Source organism: Ideonella sp. (assembly GCF_041287625.1).
Taxonomy (GTDB): Bacteria; Pseudomonadota; Gammaproteobacteria; order Burkholderiales; family Burkholderiaceae_C; genus Ideonella.
Genome location: NZ_JBGGNH010000059.1, coordinates 1 through 26,022, shown reverse-complemented (window position 1 = coordinate 26,022; position 26,022 = coordinate 1). Strand labels below are relative to the sequence as shown.

Below are 26,022 nucleotides of genomic sequence, written 5' to 3'. Positions count from 1 at the left end.
TCGGGCCGTCGCTATACTCCGGGCCGATTGTAGTGATCTGGCATCGAACCCGTGAGCGAAAACCGAACCTGGATGTGCCTCATCTGCGGATGGCTTTATGACGAGGCAGCCGGGGATCCCGAGCACGGCCTCGCCCCTGGCACCGCATGGGCCGATGTGCCCATGAACTGGACCTGCCCGGAGTGCGGCGCACGCAAGGAAGATTTCGAAATGGTTCAGATCTGAAGACCGCGCACATGCATGCCGCATGGCACGACGCGGGCTCGCCAGGCGCACAAAGACGCTATTCGTTGAGGGGCGCAAGGTGACCACATTAGGTCTGACGGAAACGCCGTCGGCAGTGACCAAGGTATTGGTCATCGATGACAGCAACACGATCCGCCGCAGCGCGGAGATTTTCCTGCGACAGGGCGGCTATGAAGTGCTGCTGGCGGAAGATGGCTTCGATGCGCTCGCGAAGGTCAATGACCACGAGCCGCACATCATCTTCTGCGACATCCTGATGCCGCGGCTCGACGGCTACCAGACCTGCGCCATCATCAAGCGCAACCCCCGTTTTGCCGACGTGCCGGTGATCATGCTGTCCTCGAAGGATGGCGTGTTCGACAAGGCGCGCGGCCGGATGGTGGGTTCCGACGATTACCTCACCAAGCCTTTCACCAAGGATCAACTGCTGCAGGCGGTGGCGCAGTTCCGCGCCCTGGCCACGCAGCGTTGAAACCGTGGCGGGCCCGCCTCTTGCTGGCGGGTATCCGCGGCCGCCTGCTTTTTGGGTAGTCCCATGACCATTCAGAACATTCTCCTCGTTGACGACTCGAAGACCGAGTTGCACTTCCTGACCGAGCTTTTGACCAAGCGCGGCTTCTCGGTGCGCACTGCCGAGAGTGGCGAAGAGGCCATGCGGCGGCTGGCCGAGGCCAAGCCGGACCTGATCCTGATGGACGTTGTGATGCCTGGCACCAACGGTTTCCAGCTGACCCGGGCCATCACCCGCGACCCGCGCTTCTCCGACGTGCCGGTGATCATGTGCACCAGCAAGGGGCAGGAGACCGACCGGGTCTGGGGCCTGCGCCAAGGCGCCCGCGATTACGTCGTCAAGCCGGTGAATGCCGACGACTTGATGGCCAAGATCCAGGCCCTGGGCTGAGCCCCCGGCCCGCTCGCGACAACGATGTCCAACAAGGAAGCCCTCAGGGAACTGCAACTCCGGCTCGCCAGCCGCTTGCAGGCGGCGCGTGAGCAGCCGCGCGAAGCCGGTTGGCTGGCGGTGGAATGCGGCTCGGCAGGCCTGCTGCTGCCGCTGGGCCAGGCGGGCGAGATCCAGTCCGCCAGCGTCGTGACGCCGGTGCCGCATGCGGTACCCTGGCTGGCCGGGGTGGCCAATGTGCGCGGGCAGTTGCATGCCGTGCTGGACCTGGCCGTGTTCCTGGGCCTGCGCGAGCCGCAGCCCGGCGCCGCGCCGCGGACCGGCGGCCAGCTGGTGGTGCTGAACCAGTCGATGCGCGTGAACTGCGCGCTGCTGATCGACCGTCTGGCGGGCCTGCGTGACAGCGAACAGCTGCAGCGCCTGCCAGAGGGCGACACGCCGAGGCCTGCCTTTGCGCCGCGCCAGTGGCGTGGCGCCCAAGACCGTGTGTGGGATGAACTGGACCTGTCTGCGCTGGTCCACGATCCGTTGTTTCTGGATGTGGCCGCCTGACGATGGCGGTCCCCTGCTGCCGCGTGCTGCGGCAACCCCTGTGAGGAAGACATGAGCCTGCTCGATCAGTTCAAGGACAAGTTTGGTGCCCGCCCGACCGAGGAGGAAACGTCCCGAGCCGAGTCCGCGCCTCAGCCGGCCGCAACGCCTGCCGTGGCCGCCCATGCCGACCAGGAAGTCGACCTGCTGCTGAGCCAGATCGACCAGCGCCTGGGCCAGCAAGCCCAGGCGGCCATCGAGCCCGACGCTGCACTGGCCGCGGCTGCTGCACCGGCGACGCCGGTCGCGGAAGTCAGCGAAGAGGAGGCAGCCGCTTCCCGTCTGGCACCGGAGTTGTCGACCTTTGGCGAAGCCAGCACCGGGCTGCCGCTGATCGGCCGGCGTCCTGCGCTGGAGCAGCAGCGCTTGCTGCTGGGTTTGATCGGCGGCGGCGCGGCGGTGTTCGTGATCACCGGCGCGCTGGCGCTGGGCGCCGCGAACCGACAGGCCAGCCAGCTGTCCGCCACCGGCCAGGCGCTGATGCAGTCGCAGCGGCTCGCGAAGTCGGTCTCGCAGGCGCTGATCGGCAGCCCAGCGGCTTTCCCTGAAGTGCGCGAGAGCGGCGAAGTGCTGGCGCGCAACGTGCGCGGTCTGAGTGCCGGCAACGAAACGCTGGCCGCCGCTCCCGCGGCCACGCAGGAAGTGGTCTCGCCGCTGCTGCCGCTGGTGGACCGCGCCGAAAAGAACGCCGGCATCGTGCTGGCCCAGCAGACGGTGCTGACGCAGGTCGGCCAGGCGCTGCGCCTGATCAACCGCCAGTCGTCCGACCTGCTGGAAACCGCCGAAACGGTGTCCTCGCTGAAGCTGCAGACCAACGCCTCGGCGGCCGAGCTGTCCGCTGTTGGCCAGTTGGTGATGCTGACCCAGCGGATCGGCAAGAGTGCCAACGAATTCCTGACGCTGGAGGGCGTCAGCCCTGAGGCCGTGTTCCTGCTCGGCAAGGACTTGAACTCGTTCCGCGAAATCGCCGACGGCCTGCTGCATGGCAACCCCGAGCTGCGCCTGCCCGGCACCAAGGACCCGCAGACCAAGGAGCGCCTGGAACAGCTGGTCATCCAGTACGAGCAGACGCGTGCACAGGCCAGCGCCATTCTGGGCAACCTGCAAGGCCTGGTTTCGGCGCGTGAAGCGCAGACCGTGATCGTGGCCGACTCCGAACCGCTGCGAAAAGGCCTGGAGCAGGTCCAGTCCAACCTGGAAGGCCAGGGCGGCCTGAGCGCCGGCTACCTGCTGGCCCTGCTGCTGTCGGCGGCGGCCATCATCGCCGGCGGTGTCGGCTTCCTGCGGCTGTATGTGCGCAACCAGGCCTTGCGAGCGCAGCAGGCCGAAGGCCAGCGCCTCGCGGCCGAGGAGCAGGAGCGGGAAGCCAAGCGCGTCAACGACGCGAACCAGGCCGCGATTTTGCGTTTGATGAACGAACTGCAGACGGTGGCTGAAGGCGACCTGACGCAGCAGGCCACGGTGACGGAAGACATCACCGGCGCCATCGCCGACTCGGTGAACTACACGGTGGAAGAGCTGCGCAGCCTGGTGGCCTCGGTGCAGGGCACGGCGGCCCGGGTGACGGATACCACGCAGCAGGTCGAACAGACCTCGACCGAGCTGCTGGCAGCCTCGACCGAACAGCTGCGCGAGATTCGCGAGACCGGCGAGTCGGTGCTGCAGATGGCATCCCGGATTAACCAGGTGTCGGCGCAGGCGCAGGAAACCGCCGCGGTGGCGCGCCAGTCGCTGGACGCGGCGACCACCGGCCGCAAGGCGGTGGCGGACACCATTGGCGGCATGAACACGCTGCGCGAACAGATCCAGGAAACCTCCAAGCGCATCAAGCGGCTGGGTGAATCCTCGCAGGAGATTGGTGAAATCACCGAGCTGATTTCCGACATTACCGAGCAGACCAACGTGCTGGCACTGAACGCCGCCATCCAGGCCGCCTCGGCCGGTGAAGCGGGCCGGGGCTTCTCGGTGGTTGCCGAAGAAGTGCAGCGGCTGGCCGAACGCTCGGCTGACGCGACGCGGCAGATCGCGGCGCTGGTGAAGACCATTCAGACCGACACCCAGGACGCCGTGGCCGCCATGGAACAGTCCACGCAAGGTGTGGTGCAGAACGCCCAGCTGTCCGACGCGGCCGGCAGCGCACTGACCGACATCGACCGTGTGACGCGTGAACTGTCGTCGCTGATTGAAGGCATTTCCAGCGAAGCGCGCAGCGAAGCCGAGTCCGCCAACGTGGTGGCCGCCAACATCCAGCACATTTTCGCGGTGACGGAGCAGACCGGTGAGGGCACGCGCTCGACCGCGCAGATGGTCCATGACCTGTCGCGTTCGGCGGACGAATTGCGCCAGTCGGTGGACCGCTTCAAGATCGCCTGATGGATGCGCTGCACGGCCTGTTGGGGGCCGTGTTTTCGCGGGTCGGCGGTGCCGACGCGGTGACTCAAAGCCCGAGCCGGGCCTGACGCGAACACGCGGCGGGTCCGGCGGGCTCATTTCATGGACAGGAATTCCGGCAACACCATGGACCAAGCACAAGACCACGAACTGCCGGGTGACCTGAGCGCGCTGGCCTGGGTTCAGGACGAACTTCGCCGCACGCTGGACAACGCGCACAAGGCCTTGCGCCGCCACCTGCGCAGCCTTGAAAGCACAACCGGCGACGAAGGCGGTGGCGCGCCGACCGCGTTGCTGCAGGCGCGCGGTTTGATTCATCAGGGCGTTGGCGCACTGGAACTGATCGGCGTGGCGGCCCCCGCCCGCTTGCTGCGTGGCAGCGAGCAGGCACTGCAGCGCCTGAGCCAGGGCCAGGCGGTGTTCGACCTCGCGGCCGTGCAGACGCTGGAGCGTGTCTCGTTTGCCGTGCTGGACTACCTGCGCCGCCAGCTGGCTGGCAAGCCGGCATCCGAGCTGAGCCTGTTCCCGCAGTACCGCGACGTGCTGGTGCTGGCCGGTGCCGAGCGGGTGCACCCGGCCGACCTGTGGAGCGACACGCCTGCGCTGCTGCTGCCTTCGGACAACGCGCCTTCGGCCCTGCCCGAGGCGCAGATCCGCCAGGCCATCGAGGCCAGGCTGCTGAAGTATTTCCGTGGCGACGCCGCGGCCTCGCGCCGCATTGGCGAGCGCTTTGGCCAGTTGGCGGATGCCGGCCACGGCCGGCTGGCCCAGCTGTGGGCACTGGCCGCCGCTTTCTTCGAAGCCCAGGCCCAGGGCCTGCTGCCGGCCGACCTGTATGCCAAGCGCATGGCCTCGCGCCTGCTGGCCCAGTTGCGCGCGGCCGAACGTGGCCAGACCGAAGTGCCGGACCGCCTGCTGCAGGACTTGCTGTTCTTCTGCGCCCGCGCCAGGCCCGCGGCCAATGCGCCGCGGCTCGCCGCGGTGGTGCTGGGCCATCACCTGCAAGCGCTGCCCGAGGTCGACTACGAGCAAAGCCCGCTGGGCCGCTACGACCCTGCGCTGGTGCCGGTGGCACGCCGCCGCGTGGCCGCGCTGAAGGACACCTGGTCGGCCGTGGCTGCGGGCGAGCTGGCAGCGATGCCAGGCATCCCGGAGCAATCCACGCTGGTCGCCGACTCGATCCACCAGATCTACCCGGACGGTGCGCGGCTTGCGCAGGCACTGCAATCGGCGCTCGAAAGCACGGTTCGCCGTGGTGAAGCGCCGAGGCCGGAGCTGGCGATGGAAGTCGCCACCACGCTGCTGTGCCTGGACGCTTCGCTGGACGAGGTCGACCCTGACCAGCCTGAGCTGCAGCAGCGCATCCAGCGCCTGGCCGACCGGCTCGAAGCCGCGTCCAAGGGCTTGCCGGCAGCGCCGCTCGAGCACTGGGTCGAAGACCTCTACCGCGACGTGTCGGACCGCCAGTCCATGGGCAGCGTGGTGCAGGAACTGCGCGCCTCGCTGGCCGAGATCGAGCAGCAGCTGGACCGCTTCAACCGCGAGCCCGAGCAGGGCGACGTGCTGCTGGGCGTGCCCGGCCAGCTGGGCGCGATGCGCGGCGTGCTGTCGGTGCTGGGCCTGGACCAGGCCGCGCAGGCGGTGCAGCGCATGCGCGACGACGTGCACGCGGTCATCGACCAGCGCGCCGACGCCGCCAAGGCCACCGAAGAGCTGGCCGACAACCTCGGCGCCTTGTCCTTCCTGATCGACATGCTGGGCGTGCAGCCTCAGTTGGCCAAGTCGCTGTTCCGCTTCGATGCGGATACCGGCCGTTTCTCGGCACTGATGGGCCGGGCCCGCAGCGCCGCCGCCGAGCCTGCCGTCGAGCCGCGTCTGGCCGACCAGCTGCAGACGCTGGCCCGCGACGCGGCCAAGGACGAGCTGTCCAACGAGGACCTGGGCCGCCACCTCGAAGGCCTGGCCGACCAGGCCGTGGCCGCTGACCAGCCTTCGCTGGCTGTGGCCGCCACGCAGGCCCGCCAGGCCCTGGCCAAGGCCCAGGACGCGGTCGAAGAGGAGGCCGCGCGGGCCGACGTGGTGCAAGCCTTGTCGGACCTGGCGGCTGCCAGCCAGCCGCCGGCCGAAGCCTCTGTCTCCAGGCCGATGCCGCTGGACGATGACGACGACATGCAGGCCGTCTTCATCGAGGAGGCGCAGGAAGTCATCGAGCAGGCCGGCGAAGCGCTCGCCCGGCTGGCCCGCGAGCCGCAGGACCTGGAGGCGATGACGGCCGTGCGCCGCGCCTTCCACACCCTCAAGGGCAGCTCGCGCATGGTCGGGCTGAAGGCGTATGGCGATGCCGCCTGGGCCTGCGAACAGCTGTTCAATGCCCGCCTGGCCGACGCCGTCGTGCAGGCCGACCTGCCGCTGCAGAACTTCACGGCCCAGGCGCTGGCCGAGCTGCGCCAATGGGTCGAGGCGATTGCCGCCGGCCAGGCGCCGGCCGACGTGGGCCCGGCCCTGATCGCTGCCGCGCTGGCCCTGCGCCAGGCGCAGGTGGCGCCGCTGCAGTCGACCGAGCCGCCTTTGCCGCAGTGGGACGCCCCTGCATTCGACGAAGCGGATGCCGAGTCCATCCCGGTGGCTGAATTGCTGCCAGAGCCGCTGTCCGACGACGCCCTGCCGGCGCTGCAAGTGGGCGAGGTGAGCGGTTTCGAGCCGATCGACAGCCTGCCTGGCGAGCTGCTGCCCGCTGGCGACGCCATGCCGGTGCCCGATCACGTGTGGGACGGCGACGTGTTGCCCGAAGCCCAACCGCCCGCGCTGTCCGAAGCGCTGGCTGCTTCCGGCGACTGGCTGCCCGAAGCCGAGGCGGAACCGGAACTGGATGCCGACGACGACGCGCCGCTGCCGATGGGCGAGGTCATCGCCCATGGCCCTTCGGACCTGACCGAGCTGGACCTGCCGGACCTGAACCTGGACGCGCTGGAAGGCGATGCCGCCCCAGCCGACTGGGCCCAGCAAACCGCGCCGCTAGAACCGCAGGCCAGCCTGCCTGACAGCTTCGAGCCGCAGGCCGTGGCGGACGTGCCGGAAGCCCTCGAACTGCCGGGCCTGCCGGTCTGGGCGCCGGCCGAGCTGACCCAGCCTTTCGAGCCGGTCGAGCTGCCGGTGCTGGACCAGGCACTGGACGCGCCGCTGATGGACGCCGGCCTGGATGCCGAGCACCTGGACCTGCCGCTGCCCGAGTTCAGCGACCCGTCACAAGCGCCGCTGGTCGACACCGAAGCCGTGCAGGCGATCTCCCTGCTCGAAGGCGATGTGATCGAGCCGCCGCTGCCGCCTGCAGCCGCCGAGGACGACTACGCGCCCAACGACTGGCCTGAAACCACGCACCAGGCCGGCGGTGACCTGCGCCTGCCCGAGGTCGACCTGGAGCTGGACCTCGAAGATGCGACGACCACGGCGCAGCCGCTGCAAGCGCAGCCTGAACCGGTGCCGCAAGCGCCGGTGGACGATGCCGAGCGCTACAAGGTGGTCGGCCCGCTGCGCATCCCGATCACGCTGTTCAACATCTTCCTCAATGAGGCCGACGAACAGTCGCGCCGCTTGACGGTGGCGCTGGCCGAGTGGCAGCACGAGCTGCACCGGCCCGTGGGCGACACCGCGGTGGCGCTGGCCCACTCGCTGGCCGGCAATTCGGCCACCGTTGGCTATCAGGACCTGTCTTCGCTGGCGCACCGCCTGGAGCATGCGCTGGAGCGTTCCTGTGCCCGTGGCATGGGCCACGAGGCCGAAGCCGCCTTGTACCTGGACGTTGCCGACGAGATTCGCCGGCTGCTGCATCAGTTCGCCGCCGGCTTCCTGAAGCCGGTGCCGTTCGAGCTGCTGGAGCGCCTGGACCGCCATGAGGAAGCCGACGCGCTGCAGCACAACAGCCGCGCGGCCGAGCTGGAAAGCCAGTCGGGCATGGTGCAGGCGGTAGAGGACGAGGAACAGGACCAGGACGAGCCGGACGACGGCTTTGGCGGTTCGGTCACGCAGATGGCGTCGCTGAACCCGCTGGGCGAGGTGCGTTTCAGTGCGCTGGAGCCGCTGGCCACCGAACCTGCGCCGGAAACCCACGCCGCGCCTTCGCGTGGCGAGAGCGAGCGCCTGGGCGCCACGGCTTCGCTGGCCGAGGACCTGGACGCACGTGACGCGATCGACGACGAGCTGTTCGAGATCTTCGTCGAAGAAGGTGAAGAGCTGCTGCCGGTGCTGGCCGAACAGATCCGCCAGTGGGAGCGTCAGCCGGACGACCTGGACGCAGGCGTCGGCGCCTTGCGCGCGCTGCACACCTTCAAGGGCGGCGCCCGCCTGGCCGGCGCGATGCGCCTGGGCGAACTGGCGCACCGGCTGGAAACCGCCATCGAGCGCCTGACCGTGCGCGGTGGTGCAGACGCCGCCGTGCTGGCCCAGTTGCACCAGGGCGTGGACGCGCTGAACGAGGAGTTCCAGCGCCTGCGCCAGGGCGGTGGCGCCGCAGTGCCCGGAGACGGCATGTCGCGCCACATGGGCGACACCGAAATGCAGGCCATGGGCTTCGCCAACACGACGAACCGGCCGCACGAACTGGCCCCGCTGCGGGGCGATGCGCTGACCTTCCAGGCGCCGCAGCAGCACTTCGTGTCCGAGCAGCCGATGCAGGCTGCCGAGCCGGCCATCGAGCTTGCTGCCGGAGCGCCGGTCGCCGAGGCATCATCGCAGTTGCCGGCGGTGATGCAGGTCGACTGGCAGCGCCTGGCGCGCCGCACCGGCCTGCGCGAAGGCGTGCAGGCGGCCCTGCCGGTCGAGCAGGCGTCGGCCGGCTCGGTGCGCGTGCGCGCGCCGCTGCTGGACCGCATGGTGAGCCACGCAGGCGAGGTCGGCATCGCGCGCGCCCGCATCGAATCCGACATGGGCCAGATGCAGCTCGGCCTGAAGGAACTGACGGACAACCTGGAGCGGCTGCGCCGCCAGCTGCGCGACCTGGAACTCCAGGCCGAAACCCAGATGGCCACGCGCATGGAAGCCGCGCGCCATTCCAAGCAGGACTTCGATCCGCTGGAAATGGACCGCTTCACCCGCGTGCAGGAACTGACCCGCATGATGGCCGAGTCGGTCAACGACGTGGGCACCGTGCAGCGCGGCCTGCAGCAGACGCTGCAGGACACCGAAGACCAGCTGGCCGTGCAGGCGCGGCTGAACCGCGACCTGCAGGACGACCTGCTGCGCGCGCGCATGGTGGAGTTCGACACGCTGTCCGACCGGCTGTACCGCGTGGTGCGCCAGGCGGCCAAGGAGTCCGGCAAGCAGGTGCGTTTGAACCTGCAAGGTGGCGGCATCGAGCTGGACCGCGCGGTGCTGGACCGCATGGCGCCGCCGTTCGAACACCTGCTGCGCAATGCGGTGGTGCACGGCATTGAAAGCGGCTCGCTGCGCGAAGCCATGGGCAAGTCGGCCAGCGGCACGATTGACGTGACGCTGCGCCAGGCCGGCAATGAAGTGCAGATCGAGGTGCGTGACGACGGTGCCGGCTTGAACCTGGCCCGCATCGCCGAACGCGCCACCGCAATGGGCCTGCTGAACGAACACAGCCGGCCGACCGAAGCCGAGCTGGCCGGCCTGATCTTCACGCCCGGCTTCTCGACCGCCGACCAGGTGACCGAGCTGGCCGGCCGCGGCATCGGCATGGACGTGGTGCGCTCCGAAGTGACCGCGATGGGCGGCCGGATCGAAACCGCCAGTTCGTCCGGCCAGGGCACGGCCTTCCGGATGGTGCTGCCGCTGACCACCGCGGTGACGCAGGTGGTGGTGGTGCATTCCGGCGCGCAGACCGTGGCGCTGCCGTCGACGCTGGTCGACATGGTGCGCCGCGTGCCGGCGGCCGAGGTCGAGGCGGCCTACCAGACGGGCCTGCTGCGCCACGGCGAGGTCGACGTGCCGTTTTTCTGGCTCGGCAGCCTGCTGCAGCAGTCGCTGCGCGGGCCGGTCGAAGGCAAGAGCCTGCCGGTGGTGGTCGTGCGCTCGGCGGCCCAGCTGGTGGCGGTGCACGTCAGCCAGGTCGTGGCCAACCAGGAAGTGGTGGTCAAGAACCTCGGGCCGCAGCTCTCGCGCCTGCCGGGCCTCGCCGGCATGTCGCTGCTCCCGACCGGCGACACCGTGCTGATCTACAACCCGGTGGCGCTGACGGCGGTGTATGGCGCCGAAGTGCGGCAGCGCCTGTTGGCCGCACCGACGGATGCCGCGACCCACGCGGTGCTGCCGGAAGTGGTCGAGCCGGTGCGCCTGGCGCCGCTGGTGATGGTGGTCGACGATTCGCTGACGGTGCGCCGCGTGACGCAGCGGCTGCTGCAGCGTGAAGGCTATCGCGTGGTGCTGGCCAAGGACGGCCTGGACGCGCTGGAGAAGCTGGCCGACGAAACGCCGGCCGTGATGCTGTGCGACATCGAGATGCCGCGCATGGACGGTTTCGACCTGGTGCACAACGTGCGCAGCGATCCTCGCCTGGCCAAGCTGCCGGTCGTGATGATCACCTCGCGCATTGCCGACAAGCACCAGGAGCATGCGCGTGAGCTCGGCGTGAACCACTACCTGGGCAAGCCCTATGACGAAGACTTGCTGCTCTCGCTGGTGCGCGACTATGCTGGCGAGACGGCTGCGGCCTGAGCGCAAGGGGCGCCAGGCATAGACGGCTGGAGCAGGGGGTTCATGCAACCGCGCTGTCGATGCGACCGATTGTCGAACGGCTCGCCGAACTGACCGGTCTTCGGGACCGGGACGCGCTGGACGTCAGCCTGCTCAGTGCGCTGGCCGAGCTCTCCGGGGCGTGCCGGGTCTCGCTGCACCGCCTGGTGGGCGAAGACCCGGGGCGGCGCTGGCTGATGCGGGCCCATGTCGGGGCCGTGGCGGCTGGCGGCCGCACCGAGGTGCAGATCGAACCGCTGTGGGCCGACCTGCGTGGCCAGCCGCGTTTTGACGAGCGGCCCGATTGGCGTGACTGCCTGCTGTCGCAGCAGCCACGCGCCTGGCAGCCGGTCGACACCACCAGCCTGTTCCCGTTGTGGGTCGACGAGACGCCGGTGGCCATCATCGAGCTGGAGACGGCCCGGGCGCTGACGCCGACGATGCGCAGGCATGCGCTGGCGCTGTTGCAGGTGATGCGCAACCAGCTCGGCATGCTGGACTACAGCGAGCGCGACACGCTGACCAGCCTGCTCAACCGCAAGAGCTTCGACGAATCCTTCTACCGCGCCTCGGCACCGCTGCCGGTGGCGGTGCTGACCGACGACGAGGCGCGCCGCCGCGAAACGCCGCTCAGTTATTGGCTGGCCGTCGTCGACATCGACCATTTCAAGCTGGTCAACGACGGTTTTGGCCACCTGATCGGCGACGAGGTGCTGCTGCTGGTGGCGCGGGTGATGCGTGGCAGCTTCCGCTTCTACGACCAGCTCTACCGTTTCGGCGGCGAGGAGTTTGTGCTGCTGCTGCGCTGCGGCACCGAGCAGGATGCGATGCTGGCCTTCGAGCGCTTCCGCACCCGCGTCGAGACTTACCTGTTCCCGCAGGTCAAGCACATCACCGTCAGCATCGGCTTCACCGACGTGCGCACCGGCGACTCGCCCACGGCGGCCGTCGAACGCGCGGACCAGGCGGTCTATTACGCCAAGCACAACGGCCGCAACCAGGTGCGCTGCCGCGAGGCCTTGCGGCGCGAGGGCCTGCTGGCCGACGAAGAAAAGTCCAGCGACGTCGAACTGTTCTGACGCGCCCGTTGCACCGGGCGCGCTGTCGGCGCGTCAATGGTTGCGGATCGCCGTCAGCCGCTTGCTGGTCTTGCGCGGCGGGCTGTGCTTGGCTTGAACCTGGCCGCCACGCGCCGCTGCAAAGCGCGCCAGTGTCGCCTCGCGCGCCTCGTCATGGGCGACGATGGGCAGCGGGTAGTTCTCGCCCAGCGTGACTTCGGCGGCGGCCAGCTCCAGCGGCAAGGCCTGCCACGGCGCGTGAATGGCCTTGGCCGGCAGCGCGGCCAGCTGCGGCAGGTAGCGCTTGATGAACTTGCCTTCGGGGTCGAACTTCTCGCTCTGCGAGACCGGATTGAAGATGCGGAAGTAGGGCTGTGCGTCGCAACCGGTGGAGGCGGCCCACTGCCAGCCGCCGTTGTTGGCCGCGAGGTCGAAGTCGTTCAGCCAGCGCGCGAACCAGGCCTCGCCGCGGCGCCAGTCCAGCCCCAGGTCCTTGACCAGGAAGCTGGCGGTCACCATGCGCAGCCGGTTGTGCATGTAGCCGGTGCGGCTGAGCTGCAGCATCGCCGCGTCCACCAGCGGATAGCCGGTGCGGCCCTCGCACCAGGCCTCGAACAGCACGTCGGCCTCCTTGCCGTGGGCCCACTTGATGCGGTCGCATTCCGGCTTGAAGTCGTGGCCGTCCACGCGGGGGTGGTGATGCAGGATCTGGTGGTAGAAGTCGCGCCAGATCAGCTCGGACAGCCACACCTCGGCGCCGCGCGAGCCGGCCTGCATGCGCTGCCAGGCCTCGCGCGCCAGGTGGCGGATCGAGACGGTGCCAAAGCGCAAATGCGGGCCGAGGTAGCTCGGGCCTTTGACGGCGGGGAAGTCGCGCGCCCGATCGTAGGCGTCAATGCGGGCCAGGAAGTCCGCCAGCAGCTCGTGCGCGCCGGTGCTGCCCGAGGGCAGGCGCATCTGGTGCAGGTCGGTGCGCGCGAAGCCGAAGTCGTCAAGTTCCGGCACGCCGGGTTCGCCCAGCTCGGCCGGCCAAGGCGCCAGCGCGCCGGCATGCCGGGCCACCGGCCAGGGCTTGACGAAAAACGGCGTGAGCTTCTTCAGCCAGGCGTTCTTGTAAGGCGTGAACACGCTGTAAGGCGTGCCGGTGGCGGTCATCACTTCGGCCCGCTCGAAGATCACGTGGTCCTTGCTGGTGTAGAGCGACACGCCTCGCGCGGCCAGCTCGCCGCGCACCTGGTTGTCGCGCGCCAGCGAGGCCGGTTCGTCGTCATGGCTGGCAAACACCGCCTGCACGCCCAACTGGGCGGCAAGCCGCGGCAGCAGCGTGCGGGCCTGGCCGTGGCGAACGATCAGCCTCACCGGCTGGACGCCATGCGAAAGCCCCAGGCTGTGCAGCTGGTCGTCCAGGTCGACCAGGCTGTCGCGGATGAACTCGACGCGGCGGTCGGCGCGCGGCAGCGGGGCCAGGATCTCGTCGTCGAACACGAAGGCGCACCAGACCTGCCGCGCGGCGCGCAAGGCGGCGTAAAGGGCGGCGTGGTCGTCGGCCCGCAGGTCGCGCCGGAACCATACCAGCGCCCGGTCCAGGGATTTGTGCATGGGTCGCAGTGTCTTCCGAATTTCCGGCGGGGCCGGAAACAGTGCGGGGACCGGCCCTGAAATAGAATGCCGGCCATGGCGGCCGACGGCATCAATCTCACCAACCAGTTCCTGATCGCCATGCCCGGCATGGCCGAAGACGCCTTTGCGGGTGCGGTCATCTACCTGTGCGAGCACAGCGAAAAAGGCGCGCTGGGCCTGGTGATCAACAAGCCGATCGACATCACGCTGAAAAACCTGTTCGAAAAGGTGGATCTGGCGCTGGATGAACAAGGCCTGGGCGCGCAACCGGTCTTCTACGGCGGCCCGGTGCAGACTGAACGTGGTTTCGTGCTGCACGACCGCCAGAACGACGACGGCAGTGCCTACAACTCCACGCTCAGCGTGCCCGGCGGCCTGGCCATGACGACGAGCAAGGACGTGCTGGAGGCGCTGGCCAGCGGGCAAGGCCCGAAGCGGGTGCTGATCACGCTGGGCTACAGCGGCTGGTCGGCCGGCCAGCTCGAAGAAGAGCTGGGCCGCAACAACTGGCTGACGGTGGATGCCACGCCGGAAATCATCTTCGACACCCCCGTGGCCGACCGCTACCGCCGCGCGCTGGCCGAACTGGGCATCGACCCGCGCATGCTGTCGACCGAAGCGGGGCATGCATGACGCCGCCAGGGCGCATCGCTTCGTCTGCATCCTCATTCCTGGCCTTTGATTTTGGTGTGAAGCGGGTGGGCACGGCGACCGGCTCGGCGCTGCTGCGCCAGGGCCAGCCGCTGCGCACCATCGCCGCCGAGGGCGATGCGCGTTTCGCGGCCATCACGGCGCTGATCAAGGAATGGCAGCCCGATGCCCTGGTGGTCGGCGTGCCCTTCCACCCGGACGGCGCCGAACACGACAATACCCGCCGCGCCCGGCGCTTCGCGCGCCAGCTGCAAGGCCGCTACGGCCTGCCGGTGCACGAGGTGGACGAGCGCTACACGACCACCGAGGCGCTGGCGGCCGGCGCCACCGATGCCGACGCCGCCTCGGCCGTCCTGATTCTTGAGCAGTTCTTTCGGGAGCACCTTTCATGAGCACCCTTTCACTCGACGCCGAGGCGCTGTATACCGAGCTGCGGCAAGGCGTGCGCGCGCTGCAACGGCCGGAGCTGTCGCTGGTCGGCATCTGGTCCGGCGGCGCCTGGCTGGCCGAGCGGCTGCAGGCCGACCTGGGCCTGGCCGGCGGCCACGGCGTGTTGTCCAGCTCGCTGCACCGCGACGATTTCGGCGAGCGCGGCATGTCTGCCAGCACCACCAGCACGCAGCTGCCTTTTTCGGTCGACGGCCGCCACATCCTGCTGGTCGATGACGTGCTGTTCACCGGCCGCACCATCCGCGCCGCGCTCAACGAGCTGTTCGACTACGGTCGCCCGGCCAGCGTGCAGCTGGCGGTGCTGGTCGACCGCGGCGGGCGTGAGCTGCCGGTGCAGCCGGCCTACGCCGCCGCCCGCATCGTGCTGCCTGCCGCACAGCGCCTGTCGCTGGCGCGCAGCGACGATGGCCGCTTCACCTTCACTGTCCAAGAGGAGCACTGATGCTCTCCAAGCGAAATCCGCAGCTCAACAAACACGGCGAGCTGATCCACCTGCTGTCGATCGAAGGCCTGCCAAAAGCGGTGCTGACGCAGATCCTCGACACCGCCGGCACCTTCCTCTCGGTCAATGACCGCGACGTGAAAAAGGTGCCTCTGCTGCGCGGCAAGAGCGTGTTCAACCTGTTCTTCGAGAACAGCACGCGCACCCGCACCACCTTCGAAATCGCCGCCAAGCGCCTGTCGGCCGACGTGATCAACCTGGACATCGCGAAGTCCAGCACCGCCAAGGGCGAAAGCCTGGTCGACACGATTGCCAACCTTTCGGCCATGCACGCCGACATGTTCGTCGTGCGCCACAGCGAAAGCGGCGCGCCCTACCTGATCGCCCAGCACTGCGCGCCACACGTGCACGTGGTCAACGCTGGCGACGGCCGCCATGCGCACCCGACGCAAGGCCTGCTGGACATGTACACGATCCGGCACTTCAAGAAGGATTTCTCCAACCTGACCGTGGCCATCGTGGGCGACATCGTGCACTCGCGCGTGGCCCGCTCCGACATCCACGCGCTGACCACGCTGGGCGTGCCGGAGATCCGCGCCGTCGGCCCGAAGACGCTGGTGCCGGGCGACCTGAAGGAGATGGGCGTGCGCGTCTGCCACGACATGGCCGAAGGCATCCGAGATGCGGACGTGATCATCATGCTGCGGCTGCAGAACGAGCGCATGAGCGGCGCGATGCTGCCCAGCGCCGGCGAGTTCTTCAAGAGCTTCGGCCTGACCGACGAGAAGCTGGCGCTGGCCAGGCCCGACGCCATCGTGATGCACCCCGGCCCGATCAACCGCGGCGTGGAGATCGACTCGGCCGTGGCCGACGGCACGCACAGCGTGATCCTGCCGCAGGTCACCTTCGGCATTGCCGTGCGCATGGCCGTGATGTCCACCCTTGCAGGAAACGAAGCATGAAGGTCCTGATCCGCAACGGCCGGGTGGTCAACCCCGCCACCGGCCGCGACGAACTGGCCGACCTGGCCGTGGCCAACGGTCGCATCGTCACCATCGGCAGCGTCTCGCCTGATTTCCAGGCCGACCGCGACATCGACGCCAAGGGCCTGGTCGTCGCGCCTGGCCTGGTGGACCTGGCCGCGCGCCTGCGCGAACCCGGCCACGAGCACGAAGGCATGCTGGAGAGCGAGCTGAACGCGGCCGCGGCCGGCGGCGTCACCAGCCTGGTCTGTCCGCCGGACACCGACCCCACGCTGGACGAACCGGGCCTGGTCGACATGCTGAAGTTCCGCGCCCGCAAGCTCAGCCTGTGCCGGCTGTTCCCGCTGGGTGCGCTGACGCGCGGCCTGCAGGGCGAGGTGCTGACCGAGATGGTCGAGCTGACCGAGTCAGGCTGCGTCGGCTTCTCGCAGGCCGAGGTGCCGATTGCCAACACCCAGGTGCTGCAGCGCGCGCTGCAATATGCCGCGACCTACAACTACACCGTCTGGCTGCGGCCGCAGGACGGCTCGCTGGGCGGCGGTGTCGCGGCCAGCGGCGCAGTCGCCACGCGGCTGGGCCTGTCGGGCGTGCCGGTGATTGCCGAGACGATTGCGCTGCACACCATCTTCGAGCTGGTGCGCGTGACCGGCGCGCGGGTGCACCTGTGCCGCCTGTCCAGCGCCGCCGGCGTGGAACTGCTGCGCCGCGCCAAGGCCGAAGGCCTGCCGGTGACCGGCGACGTGAGCATCAACTCGCTGCACCTGACCGACGTGGACATCGGCTACTTCAACTCGTCCATGCGCCTGAACCCACCGCTGCGCCAGCAGAAGGACCGTGAGGCGCTGCGCGCCGCGCTGGCCGACGGCACCTTGGACGCGCTGGTGTCCGACCACACGCCGGTCGACGCCGATGCCAAGACCTTGCCGTTTGGCGAGGCCGAGCCCGGCGCGACCGGGCTGGAACTGCTGCTCAGCATGGCGCTGAAGTGGGGCCAGGACAGTGGCCTGAGCCTGCCGCAGACGCTTTCGCGCATCACCAGCAAGCCGGTGCAGGTGCTGGGCGACACGCTGGGCTCGCTGGTGCAAAGCGCCGGCCAACTGGTCGAAGGCGGCGTGGCCGACATCTGCCTGTTCGACCCGGATGCCTTTTGGCAGGTCAAGCCTGGCGTGCTGAAGAGCCAGGGCAAGCACACACCGTTCGACTTCGCAACCAGCGGCACGGCCTTGCCCGGCCAGGTGCGCGCCACGCTGGTGGCCGGTCACCTGGCCTACCAGGCGCCTGCGCTAGCCTGATGGCAGGCGATGCAGTGCAAAGCGCCATGCCCGGCGCCGAAAGTGGTTTTCTGAACGGGCTTGCGGCGCTGGCCCGCATGGCCAGGCTGTTCGGCCATGTGATGCGCGGGCTGGTGCTGATCAAGCTGGAGTTCGGTGGCCTGACACAGGCCCAGCGGCACGAGCGGGTGCGGGCCTGGAGCCTGCGGCTGTTCGCGATGATCGGCATGCAGCTGACGGTGCATGGCGAGCCTTCGACCAAGCCGGCGCTGGTCGCTGCGAATCATGTCTCGTGGCTGGACATTGCCTGCGTGCATGCCGGCCTGCCACGGGCACGCTTTGTCTCGAAGTCGGACGTCGCCCGCTGGCCGATGATCGGCACGCTGGCCTACGGCGTAGGCACGCTGTTCATCGAACGCGCGCGCAAGCGCGACGCGCTGCGCGTGGTGCACCAGGTGGCCGAGGCGCTGCGCGACGGCGACAGCGTGGCCATCTTTCCCGAAGGCACGACCGGCCCCGGTCCGACCATGTTGCCGATGCACGCCAACCTGTTGCAGGCGGCCATCAGCGTGGGTGCGCCAGTGCAGCCAGTGGTGTTGCGCTACCGCGAGCCGGGCATGGGCTTCAGCGTGGCGGCGCAATACATCGGCGACACCTCGCTGATCCAGAGCATCTGGCGCATCGCCTCGGCGCGCGGCCTGTCGGTCGAGGTGCACTTCCTGCCGCCGCTGCCGACCGAAGGCCTGGACCGCCGCGCGCTGGCCGAGCAACTGCGAGAGCGGATCCAGCAGCGGCTGGACGCTTGAGCGCGGGTTTGACTCAGGCCTTCTTGCCCTGGTTCGCCACGGCGGCTGCGGCAGCCGCGGCAGCTTCCGCGTCGCCCAGGTAGTAGCGCTTGATCGGCTTCAGGTCAGCGTCCAGCTCGTAGACCATCGGGATGCCGTTGGGGATGTTGACGCCGACGATCTCGTCGTCCGAGATGTTGTCCAGGTACTTGACCAGCGCGCGGATCGAATTGCCGTGCGCGGCCACCAGCAGGCGCTGGCCGGACCGGATGGCCGGGGCCAGCGTGTCGTCCCAGAACGGGATCACGCGGGCCACGGTGTCCTTCAGGCATTCGGTCAGCGGCACCTGCTCGGGCGAGAGCTTGGCGTAGCGCACGTCCTGGCGCTGGCCGCGGGGGTCGTTGGCTTCCAGTGCGGGCGGCGGCGTGTCGTAGCTGCGGCGCCAGATCAGCACCTGCGCATCGCCGTACTGCTTGGCCATGTCGCCCTTGTTCAGGCCCTGCAGGCCGCCGTAGTGGCGCTCGTTCAGGCGCCAGTCCTTGACCACGGGCAGCCAGGTTCGCTCCAGCGTGTCCAGGCAATGCCACAGCGTCCAGATCGCACGCTTCAGCACCGAGGTGTAGGTCACGTCGAATTCGTAACCCTCGGCCTTCAGCAACTCGCCGGCGGCACGGGCCTGGGCCACGCCGGTGTCGGTCAGCTCGACGTCGGTCCAGCCGGTGAAGCGGTTTTCCAGGTTCCAGGTGGATTCACCGTGGCGGATCAGCACGAGCTTGTACATGGACTTTGGGGCGCGAGGTGGCGCGCCGGTGGCAGCTGCAAAGGCCTGAATTCTATAATTCGCGATTCCTTTCCTTACGGCCCTTGGCCGCCGAGACACGCCATGGGCAGCACGCAAGAATTCTTTGTTCAAAACTGGTACCTGATCGTTGCCGCACTGGTGTCGGGCGGCCTGCTGGCCCTGCCGACGCTGCGCCGGGGCGCACAGGGCGGCGGCGTCTCGCCGGCCGAGGCGGTGCGCCTGATCAACCGCGAGAAGGCGGTGGTGGTGGACGTGTGCGAGCCGTCCGAATACGCCGCCGGCCATGTGGTGGGCGCACGCAGCGTGCCGCTGGACACGCTGGAGAAGGCCGGCAAGGAACTGCCGTCGAACAAGACCCTGCCGCTGGTGGTCGTGTGCGCCAGCGGCGCGCGGGCCAACAAGGCCGCTGCGATGCTGCGCCAGCGAGGCCATGAAAACGTGCAGGTGCTGGCGGGCGGCATGCGTGCCTGGCGCGAGGCCAACCTGCCGGTGGAAGCCAGCAAGGCCTGACGGGGCTGGCTGGCGGCTGCCGGTGCATGCCCTGATGCGGTCTGCGGCCTTGCCGTGCAGGCCTGCAAGCCGGCGGGCTGCGGCGGACAATTCGGGCTTGTCCTGACAAAAGCTGACGCCATGAACAAAGTCCAGATGTACACGACCCAGGTCTGCCCGTTCTGCGTGCGCGCCAAGGCCTTGTTGAAGCAACGCGGCGTGGATTCCATCGAGGAGATTCGCGTTGACCTGGAACCTTCGCAGCGCAACCTGATGATCGAGCGCACCGGCCGCCGCACCGTGCCGCAGATCTTCATTGGCGACACCCACGTGGGCGGTTGCGACGACTTGATGGCGCTGGACCAGCGCGGCGGCCTGCAGCCGCTCCTCCAAGGGGCCTGAACCTGGACACCCGGCAGCAGGCTCGGGGCGGCCCGGCGCCCGCTGAGCGACGCCGCCGTCACGGTGCCAAAGGTGTCATGGGCGCTGCGCCATAATGCCGCCCGCAGCCCGCCACCATCCCGGGGCGGGCTTTGTTTTTTCCCGAAAGCGCTTCATGGCCGAACAAGACCAGACCCCCGTGTTCCAGCTGCAACGCATGTACCTGAAGGACTTGTCGCTGGAGCAACCGAACTCCCCGCAGATCCTGCTGGAGCAGCAGCAGCCGCAAGTCGACATCCAGCTGGGCATGGGTGCCGAGCCGATCGCCGAAGGCATCTTCGAGGTCAGCGTCACCGCTACCGTGACCACCAAGGTCGGCGAACGCACGCTGTTCCTGGTCGAAGCCAAGCAAGCCGGCATCTTCGAGATCCGCAACGTGCCGGACGCCCAGCTGTCGGGCATCGTCGGCGTGGTTTGCCCGCAGATGATCTACCCCTACCTGCGCGCCATCGTGTCGGACGTCTGCACCCGTGCCGGCTTCCCGCCCATCCTGCTGGCCGAAGTGAACTTCCAGGCCATGTTCGAAGCCCAGCAGGCGCAAGCCGCCGCTGGTGCCGCCGGCAACCCCGCAGCGATCAACTGATCCTCGTGCCAAGCGCTGCGCCGCCGCTGCGCATCACGGTGCTCGGGGCCGGCGCCTGGGGCACCGCGCTGGCGATTGCCGCAGCCCAGCGCCACGCTGTGCTGCTGTGGGCGCGCGACGCGGCGCAGGTGGCCGAGATGGCCGCCGCGCGCTGCAACACCCGCTACCTGCCCAGGCTGGCCTTTCCGGCCGGCCTGCTGCCCAGTGCCGACTGGGCGCAGGCGATGGCGCATGCTGAGGGCGACGGCCTGTTCATCGTTGCCACGCCGATGGCCGGCTTGCGCGCCACGCTGGCCGCGCTGCCGGCACAGGCACGGGTCTTCTGGCTCTGCAAAGGCTTCGAGGCCGGCAGCGGCCTGCTGGGCCACCAGATTGCGGAGCAGGTGTTGCCGAACGCGCGCGCAGGCGTGTTGTCTGGCCCCAGCTTTGCGCAGGAAGTGGCGGCCGGCTTGCCGACCGCACTGGTCGCCGCGAGTGCCGACGAGGCGCTGACCCGTCTGGCGGTGGACGCCTTCCATGGCGGCGCCTTGCGCGTCTACATGTCGCCCGATCCCATCGGGGTCGAGGTCGGTGGCGCGGTCAAGAACGTGCTGGCGATTGCGACCGGCATTGCCGATGGCCTTGGCTTGGGCCTGAACGCCCGTGCTGCATTGATCACCCGCGGGCTGGCCGAGATGTCGCGCCTGGGTGTGGCCATGGGCGCGCGGGCCGACACCTTCATGGGCCTGACCGGCCTGGGCGACCTGGTGCTGACGGCCACCGGCGACCTGTCGCGCAACCGCCAGGTCGGCCTGGCACTGGCCGAAGGGCTGGACCTGCCGGCCGCGCTGGCCCGGCTGGGCCATGTGGCCGAAGGCGTGTACAGCGCGGCCACCGTGATGTCCCGCGCCCGCGCGCTGGGCGTGGACATGCCGCTGTGCGAGGCGGTCAACCAGCTGCTGGCTGGCGGCTGCACGCCCGCCCAGGCGGTGGCGCAGCTGATGCAGCGCGACGCGCGGGTCGAAACGCTTTAGACGCTGCCCTCGAAGCCGCACTGCCGCCAAGCTTCGAAGACCGACACCGCGACCGCGTTGCTGAGGTTCAGGCTGCGCTGGTCCGGCCGCATCGGCAGCCGCAGGCACTGCTCGGCCGGGAAGGTCTCGCGCAGCGCGGGTGGCAGGCCGGCGGTTTCCTGGCCGAAGACGAGCACGTCGCCCACCTGCCAGCTCACCTCGCTGGGCCGGCGCCGGCCATGGGTCGTGAAGGCAAAGCAGCGTGTGGGGTCTGGCTGCTCGGCGTCGAGAAAGGCCTGCCATGAGGCATGGCGATGCACGGCGGCGTACTCGTGATAGTCCAGCCCGGCGCGCTGCAGCAGCTTGTCTTCCATGCTGAAGCCCAGTGGCTCGATCAGGTGCAGCGCGCAGCCGGTGTTGGCCGCCAAGCGGATCACGTTGCCGGTGTTGGGCGGGATTTCGGGGTGGACGAGCACGATGCGGAACATCCGCGCATTGTCGCGTCTGTCGCCGTGCTCAATCCTTCGGCGCTGCGGTCGGTGTGCGTGCAAGCACCCAGAGCCAGACTTCCGCTGCGCCAGCTTGCCGCAGCGTGCGAGCCGCCTCGAACGCGGTGGCGCCAGTGGTCATCACGTCATCGACCAAGGCCACGCGTCGGCCGGCCAGCGCTCGGCTGCCGGTGGTGCTGAGCATGAATGCGCCGCGCAGGTTGGCGCTGCGAGCGGTCGGGTCGGCCAGCAGCGACTGGGTTTCGGTGGCACGCCAGCGCAGCAGCCAGTCCGCATGCGCTGGCCTGTCCAGCGCCTTGCCAAGCCGGCGTGCCAGTTCCCAGGACTGGTTGTAGCCGCGTTGCTGAGCCCGTTTCTCGAACAGCGGCACTGGCAGCAGCAGCTCCACGGCTTCAGCGCTGTGTTGCTTGTCTTGCCGGATGGCTTGAAGCAATGGCTTGACCAACAGCTTGGCCATTTCGGGCCGGCCGCCAAACTTCATCGCGCCGATCAGGCCGTCCCACGGGAAGCCGTAGTCCAGCGCGGCCAGCGTACCGGTGACCGGCGGCGGGTCTTCGATGCAGCGGCCGCAGCGTGGCGCCTGCGCGCTGGCGGCCGTCAAGGCGTCCGATGCCAGCGCCAGGCCGCAGCCGGTGCAGCGGCTGTGCGGCGCGGCAAAACGCTGCAGGCAAAGGTTGCACAGGCCGCCGCGCGTCCATTCGCGGCAGATGGCGCAGGGAGCGGGCCAGCGACCCGTGGCAAGCCAGGACATGTGGGCCTCAATATACTGGCGCGCCCGAAAAATTCTCAGCCTCCGAGCCGGTGTCCATGTCCGCTTCTTCGTCCCGGCTCGATCCAGCCGCCCTGCGCCGCGTGATGCAGCGCCGCCTTCAGGCCGGCCAGATGCCCTGGCTGCACCAGGAGGTGGCGCGCCGCATGGCCGAGCGGCTGTCCTTGATTCTGCGCACACCGGCCCAGGTGCTGGACTGGTCGCTGGACGCAGGCGCGCCGTCCGAGGCGCTGGCGGCTGCCAACCCCGAGGCCACGATCAGCGTGGTGGACGCCGCTGCCAGCGACGCCGCCGCCACGCCGCCGCGTCCGGGCTGGTGGGCACGCCTTCGCGGGGCGTCCGCCGCAATGCCGCGCGTCGCGCCTGGCGCGGTGCCGTCCGAGAGTGCCGACCTGCTGTGGTCCAACATGCTGCTGCATCACGAGGCCGAGCCGCCGCAGACGCTGCGTGCCTGGCGCCAGGCACTGAAGCCGGACGGCTTCGTGATGTTCTCGACCATTGGTCCCGGCTCGCTGGCGAAGCTGCGTGAGGTTTACGCGGCAGCCGGCTGGCCCTTGCCGCATGCGCCGTTTGTCGACATGCACGACGTGGGCGACATGATGGTCGAGGCCGGCTTTGCCGATCCGGTGATGGACCAGGAAGTGCTGACGCTGACCTACGCCGATCCGGTTCGCTTGCTCGAAGAGCTGCGCGAATGGGGCGGCAACACCGCGCCGCAGCGGCTCGCCGGCCTGCGCACGCCGCGTTGGCGTGAGCGCTTGCTGGCGGCATTGCGTGCGCGGGCCGGTGCTGATGGCCGCATCGCGCTGGAGCTGGAACTGGTCTATGGCCATGCCTTCCGTGCGCCGGACCGTGGCCCGCAGGTGGCCGCCGAGACCAGCGTGGGCCTGGATGCGATGAAATTGATGTTGCGCAAGTCCGGTGGCCGCAAATAGGGTCGGATAGAATTTCCTGATTGATATTGATCAGTCTTGGCCGCCTGCATCGTCATTGATGAATCGATGGGGCGCCGGTGACGGGGTTGATGCGGGACTGATGTCGCCTGCGCAGGCCTCACTGTCCATACGCGGGGCGGTACTGCACCTGATGCGGCCTGCCCCCAATTCGCGGTAGCCTGCTGACCGACCCTGTTGCGATGGTGGCGGGGCTGCAATGTCCACCGTGCGTCGCCGAGCCGGGTGGCCTGCCCGCCGCGGCAGAGGGCGGCGAGATGGCAGAGAAGATCAGGGGCACGCTGCGGCAGTCAGCGTGATCATGGGTTTGGAACGGAACTGACGACAACGATGATGATGACGACCATGCTTTGCAAGAACGTCACGCGCACAGCCCTGGCGCTGGCCGCCCCGCTGCTGGTTGGCGCGGCAATCGCGGCGCCGGTCCATGACCTGCCAGGTGGCCCGGGCGTCAACCAGATCGACCTGCAGGCCCCGGTGACGCGCATCGCCACCGACATCCAGAACCTGCACTACGGGCTGATGATCGTCTGCCTGGTGATCTTCGTGCTGGTCTTCGGGGTGATGTTCTATTCCATCCTGAAGCACCGCAAGTCGCTGGGCGCCAAGCCGGCGAACTTCCACGAGAGCGTCGGCGTCGAGATCGCCTGGACCATCGTGCCCTTCATCATCGTCACGGTGATGGGCTTCGCGGCCACCAAGACGGTGGTGGCCGAGAAGGACACCAGCAACGCCGACCTGACCATCAAAGCCACCGGCTACCAGTGGAAATGGGGCTATGACTACCTGAAGGGCGAAGGCGAGGGCATCAGCTTCCTGGCCACGCTCGACACTGCGCAGCGCGAGCTGTCCGACGCCGGCACGCCGCAGGGCGACAACTACTTGCTGAAGGTCGACAACCCGGTGGTCGTGCCGGTGAACAAGAAGGTGCGTGTCATCACCACCGCCAACGACGTGATCCATGCCTGGATGGTGCCGGCCTTCGGCGTCAAGCAGGACGCCATTCCCGGCTTCGTGCGCGACACCTGGTTCAAGGCCGAGAAGGTGGGCGACTACTACGGCCAGTGCGCCGAACTCTGCGGCAAGGAACACGCCTACATGCCAATCCATGTGCGCGTGGTCTCCACCGAGGACTACAGCAAGTGGGTCGACGGCAAGAAGAAGGAGATCGCCGCCAAGGCCGACGATCCGAGCAAGGTCTGGGAACAGGCTGCGCTGATCGCCCGCGGCGAGAAGGTTTACACCGCCAACTGCGCCGTCTGCCACAAGCCGGACGGCAAGGGCGCCGGCCCCATCAAGCCGCTGGACGGCTCGCCCAAGGTGCTGGATGCCGACAAGACGGTGCAGATCCATGTGCTGCTGAATGGCCAGAACAATGGCGCCATGCCGTCGTGGAAACAGCTCTCCGACACCGAGATCGCGGCGGTGGTGACCTACACCAAGAACAGCTGGAGCAACAAGACAGGCCAGACGGTGCAGCCGTCCGAAGTCGTTGCGGCCCGCAAGCAGCCTTGAATCCCCGAGCGATCTGAAAAGGAAAAGTCATGAGTGCTGTTCTCGACCATCACGGGGATCACGGCAGCGATGAGGCCCACGCCCATCCGCACGGCTGGCGCCGCTGGGTCTTTGCGACCAACCACAAGGACATCGGTACCCTGTACCTGCTGTTCAGCTTCACGATGCTGATCATCGGCGGCATCCTGGCGCTGTGCATCCGGGCCGAGCTGTTCAAGCCTGGCCTGCAGTTCTTCAACCCCGAGCTGTTCAACCAGTTCACCACCATGCACGGGCTGATCATGGTGTTCGGGGCCATCATGCCGGCCTTCGTCGGCTTCGCGAACTGGATGATCCCGCTGCAGATCGGCGCGGCGGACATGGCTTTCGCACGCATGAACAACTTCAGCTTCTGGCTGCTGATCCCGGCTGCGCTGATGCTGGTGTCCTCTTTCTTCATGCCCGGCGGCGCACCGGCGGCCGGCTGGACGCTTTACGCGCCGCTGACGCTGCAGATGGGCCCGTCGATGGATGCCGGCATCTTCGCGATGCACATCATGGGCGCGTCGTCCATCATGGGCTCGATCAACATCATCGTCACCATCCTCAACATGCGCGCGCCCGGCATGACGCTGATGAAGATGCCGCTGTTCGCCTGGACCTGGCTGATCACCGCCTACCTGCTGATCGCGGTGATGCCAGTGCTGGCTGGCGCGATCACGATGACGCTGACCGACCGCCACTTCGGCACCAGCTTCTTCAACCCGGCCGGCGGCGGCGACCCGGTGATGTACCAGCACATCTTCTGGTTCTTCGGGCACCCCGAGGTCTACATCATGATCCTGCCGGCCTTCGGCATCGTCAGCGCCATCATCCCGGCGTTCGCGCGCAAGAAGCTGTTCGGCTACACC

Annotated in this window: 24 protein-coding genes; 20 read left to right on the top strand and 4 right to left on the bottom strand. The window is 68.6% G+C overall.

From position 1 onward, the window contains the following. Positions 1-72 precede the first annotated feature (72 nt). The 7 genes from ACAH41_RS22020 (at position 73) to ACAH41_RS21990 (ending at position 11,898) form a co-directional block, all read left to right on the top strand. Positions 73-225, top strand: coding sequence for a rubredoxin (locus tag ACAH41_RS22020; protein ID WP_141287815.1), 153 nt, complete (start codon positions 73-75; stop codon positions 223-225). Positions 226-247: 22 nt separating this feature from the next. Further along, positions 248-718: a response regulator gene (locus ACAH41_RS22015; protein ID WP_310733327.1), complete on the top strand. Its 471-nt coding sequence runs from the start codon at positions 248-250 to the stop codon at positions 716-718. Between the two features lie 63 nt (positions 719-781). Continuing rightward, positions 782-1,147, top strand: a complete 366-nt coding sequence (locus tag ACAH41_RS22010; RefSeq protein ID WP_141287808.1) for a response regulator transcription factor — start codon at positions 782-784, stop codon at positions 1,145-1,147. Between the two features lie 24 nt (positions 1,148-1,171). Continuing rightward, entirely contained in the window at positions 1,172-1,699 is a 528-nt protein-coding gene (locus ACAH41_RS22005; RefSeq protein ID WP_325650430.1) for a chemotaxis protein CheW, read from the top strand. 51 nt (positions 1,700-1,750) lie between these two features. Then, positions 1,751-4,111, top strand: coding sequence for a methyl-accepting chemotaxis protein (locus ACAH41_RS22000; RefSeq protein ID WP_325650433.1), 2,361 nt, complete (start codon positions 1,751-1,753; stop codon positions 4,109-4,111). Between the two features lie 144 nt (positions 4,112-4,255). Further along, positions 4,256-10,801, top strand: a complete 6,546-nt coding sequence (locus ACAH41_RS21995; RefSeq protein WP_325650435.1) for an Hpt domain-containing protein — start codon at positions 4,256-4,258, stop codon at positions 10,799-10,801. 59 nt (positions 10,802-10,860) lie between these two features. After that, positions 10,861-11,898, top strand: a complete 1,038-nt coding sequence (locus ACAH41_RS21990; RefSeq protein WP_325650436.1) for a GGDEF domain-containing protein — start codon at positions 10,861-10,863, stop codon at positions 11,896-11,898. A gap of 33 nt (positions 11,899-11,931) precedes the next feature. On the opposite strand, the gene ACAH41_RS21985 is transcribed toward ACAH41_RS21990, so the two are convergent. After that, positions 11,932-13,476: a deoxyribodipyrimidine photo-lyase gene (locus ACAH41_RS21985; protein ID WP_325650438.1), complete on the bottom strand. Its 1,545-nt coding sequence runs from the start codon at positions 13,474-13,476 to the stop codon at positions 11,932-11,934. A 75-nt stretch (positions 13,477-13,551) separates the two neighbouring features. Here ACAH41_RS21985 and ACAH41_RS21980 point away from each other — a divergent pair, with 75 nt between their 5' ends. Genes ACAH41_RS21980 through ACAH41_RS21955 form a run of 6 tightly spaced genes read left to right on the top strand, consistent with a single transcriptional unit; the run spans position 13,552 to position 18,100 of the window. Beyond that, positions 13,552-14,130, top strand: a complete 579-nt coding sequence (locus tag ACAH41_RS21980; protein ID WP_325650440.1) for a YqgE/AlgH family protein — start codon at positions 13,552-13,554, stop codon at positions 14,128-14,130. Next, the gene (ruvX, locus tag ACAH41_RS21975) at positions 14,127-14,540 is read left to right on the top strand and encodes a Holliday junction resolvase RuvX (RefSeq protein ID WP_325650442.1); all 414 of its coding nucleotides are present in this window, start codon (positions 14,127-14,129) and stop codon (positions 14,538-14,540) included. Before ACAH41_RS21980 ends, ruvX begins: the two co-directional genes overlap by 4 nt. Next, complete coding sequence (gene pyrR / locus ACAH41_RS21970) at positions 14,537-15,040, top strand: bifunctional pyr operon transcriptional regulator/uracil phosphoribosyltransferase PyrR (protein ID WP_325650444.1); 504 nt, start codon at positions 14,537-14,539, stop codon at positions 15,038-15,040. Before ruvX ends, pyrR begins: the two co-directional genes overlap by 4 nt. Further along, positions 15,040-16,002: an aspartate carbamoyltransferase catalytic subunit gene (locus ACAH41_RS21965; RefSeq protein ID WP_325650446.1), complete on the top strand. Its 963-nt coding sequence runs from the start codon at positions 15,040-15,042 to the stop codon at positions 16,000-16,002. Before pyrR ends, ACAH41_RS21965 begins: the two co-directional genes overlap by 1 nt. Next, on the top strand, positions 15,999-17,315 hold the full coding sequence (locus ACAH41_RS21960) for a dihydroorotase (protein WP_325650447.1): 1,317 nt from the start codon (positions 15,999-16,001) through the stop codon (positions 17,313-17,315). The genes ACAH41_RS21965 and ACAH41_RS21960 overlap by 4 nt, the downstream gene beginning before the upstream one ends. A gap of 26 nt (positions 17,316-17,341) precedes the next feature. After that, on the top strand, positions 17,342-18,100 hold the full coding sequence (locus ACAH41_RS21955; RefSeq protein ID WP_325650448.1) for a lysophospholipid acyltransferase family protein: 759 nt from the start codon (positions 17,342-17,344) through the stop codon (positions 18,098-18,100). Between the two features lie 13 nt (positions 18,101-18,113). On the opposite strand, the gene gpmA is transcribed toward ACAH41_RS21955, so the two are convergent. Next, entirely contained in the window at positions 18,114-18,860 is a 747-nt protein-coding gene (gpmA, locus tag ACAH41_RS21950) for a 2,3-diphosphoglycerate-dependent phosphoglycerate mutase (protein ID WP_325650449.1), read from the bottom strand. Positions 18,861-18,962: 102 nt separating this feature from the next. On the opposite strand from gpmA, the gene ACAH41_RS21945 reads away from it, so the two are divergent. The 4 genes from ACAH41_RS21945 to ACAH41_RS21930 all read left to right on the top strand — a co-directional run bounded on the left by ACAH41_RS21945 (position 18,963) and on the right by ACAH41_RS21930 (position 21,407). After that, complete coding sequence (locus ACAH41_RS21945) at positions 18,963-19,391, top strand: rhodanese-like domain-containing protein (RefSeq protein WP_325650450.1); 429 nt, start codon at positions 18,963-18,965, stop codon at positions 19,389-19,391. Positions 19,392-19,511: 120 nt separating this feature from the next. Further along, positions 19,512-19,772, top strand: a complete 261-nt coding sequence (gene grxC, locus ACAH41_RS21940) for a glutaredoxin 3 (RefSeq protein WP_325650452.1) — start codon at positions 19,512-19,514, stop codon at positions 19,770-19,772. Between the two features lie 154 nt (positions 19,773-19,926). After that, positions 19,927-20,394, top strand: coding sequence for a protein-export chaperone SecB (gene secB, locus ACAH41_RS21935; RefSeq protein ID WP_141288502.1), 468 nt, complete (start codon positions 19,927-19,929; stop codon positions 20,392-20,394). A 26-nt stretch (positions 20,395-20,420) separates the two neighbouring features. Beyond that, on the top strand, positions 20,421-21,407 hold the full coding sequence (locus tag ACAH41_RS21930; protein ID WP_325650657.1) for an NAD(P)H-dependent glycerol-3-phosphate dehydrogenase: 987 nt from the start codon (positions 20,421-20,423) through the stop codon (positions 21,405-21,407). Here ACAH41_RS21930 and trmL read toward each other — a convergent pair. Next, entirely contained in the window at positions 21,404-21,874 is a 471-nt protein-coding gene (gene trmL, locus ACAH41_RS21925) for a tRNA (uridine(34)/cytosine(34)/5-carboxymethylaminomethyluridine(34)-2'-O)-methyltransferase TrmL (protein ID WP_325650454.1), read from the bottom strand. The genes ACAH41_RS21930 and trmL overlap by 4 nt on opposite strands. 28 nt (positions 21,875-21,902) lie before the next feature. Further along, positions 21,903-22,646, bottom strand: coding sequence for a ComF family protein (locus tag ACAH41_RS21920; RefSeq protein WP_325650456.1), 744 nt, complete (start codon positions 22,644-22,646; stop codon positions 21,903-21,905). A gap of 56 nt (positions 22,647-22,702) precedes the next feature. On the opposite strand from ACAH41_RS21920, the gene ACAH41_RS21915 reads away from it, so the two are divergent. The 3 genes from ACAH41_RS21915 to ACAH41_RS21905 all read left to right on the top strand — a co-directional run. Beyond that, on the top strand, positions 22,703-23,599 hold the full coding sequence (locus tag ACAH41_RS21915; protein WP_325650458.1) for a methyltransferase domain-containing protein: 897 nt from the start codon (positions 22,703-22,705) through the stop codon (positions 23,597-23,599). Between the two features lie 354 nt (positions 23,600-23,953). Then, positions 23,954-25,132: a cytochrome c oxidase subunit II gene (gene coxB / locus ACAH41_RS21910; protein ID WP_370538466.1), complete on the top strand. Its 1,179-nt coding sequence runs from the start codon at positions 23,954-23,956 to the stop codon at positions 25,130-25,132. A 29-nt stretch (positions 25,133-25,161) separates the two neighbouring features. Continuing rightward, the coding region (locus ACAH41_RS21905; protein ID WP_370538465.1) for a cbb3-type cytochrome c oxidase subunit I at positions 25,162-26,022 on the top strand (861 nt) is incomplete at its 3' end.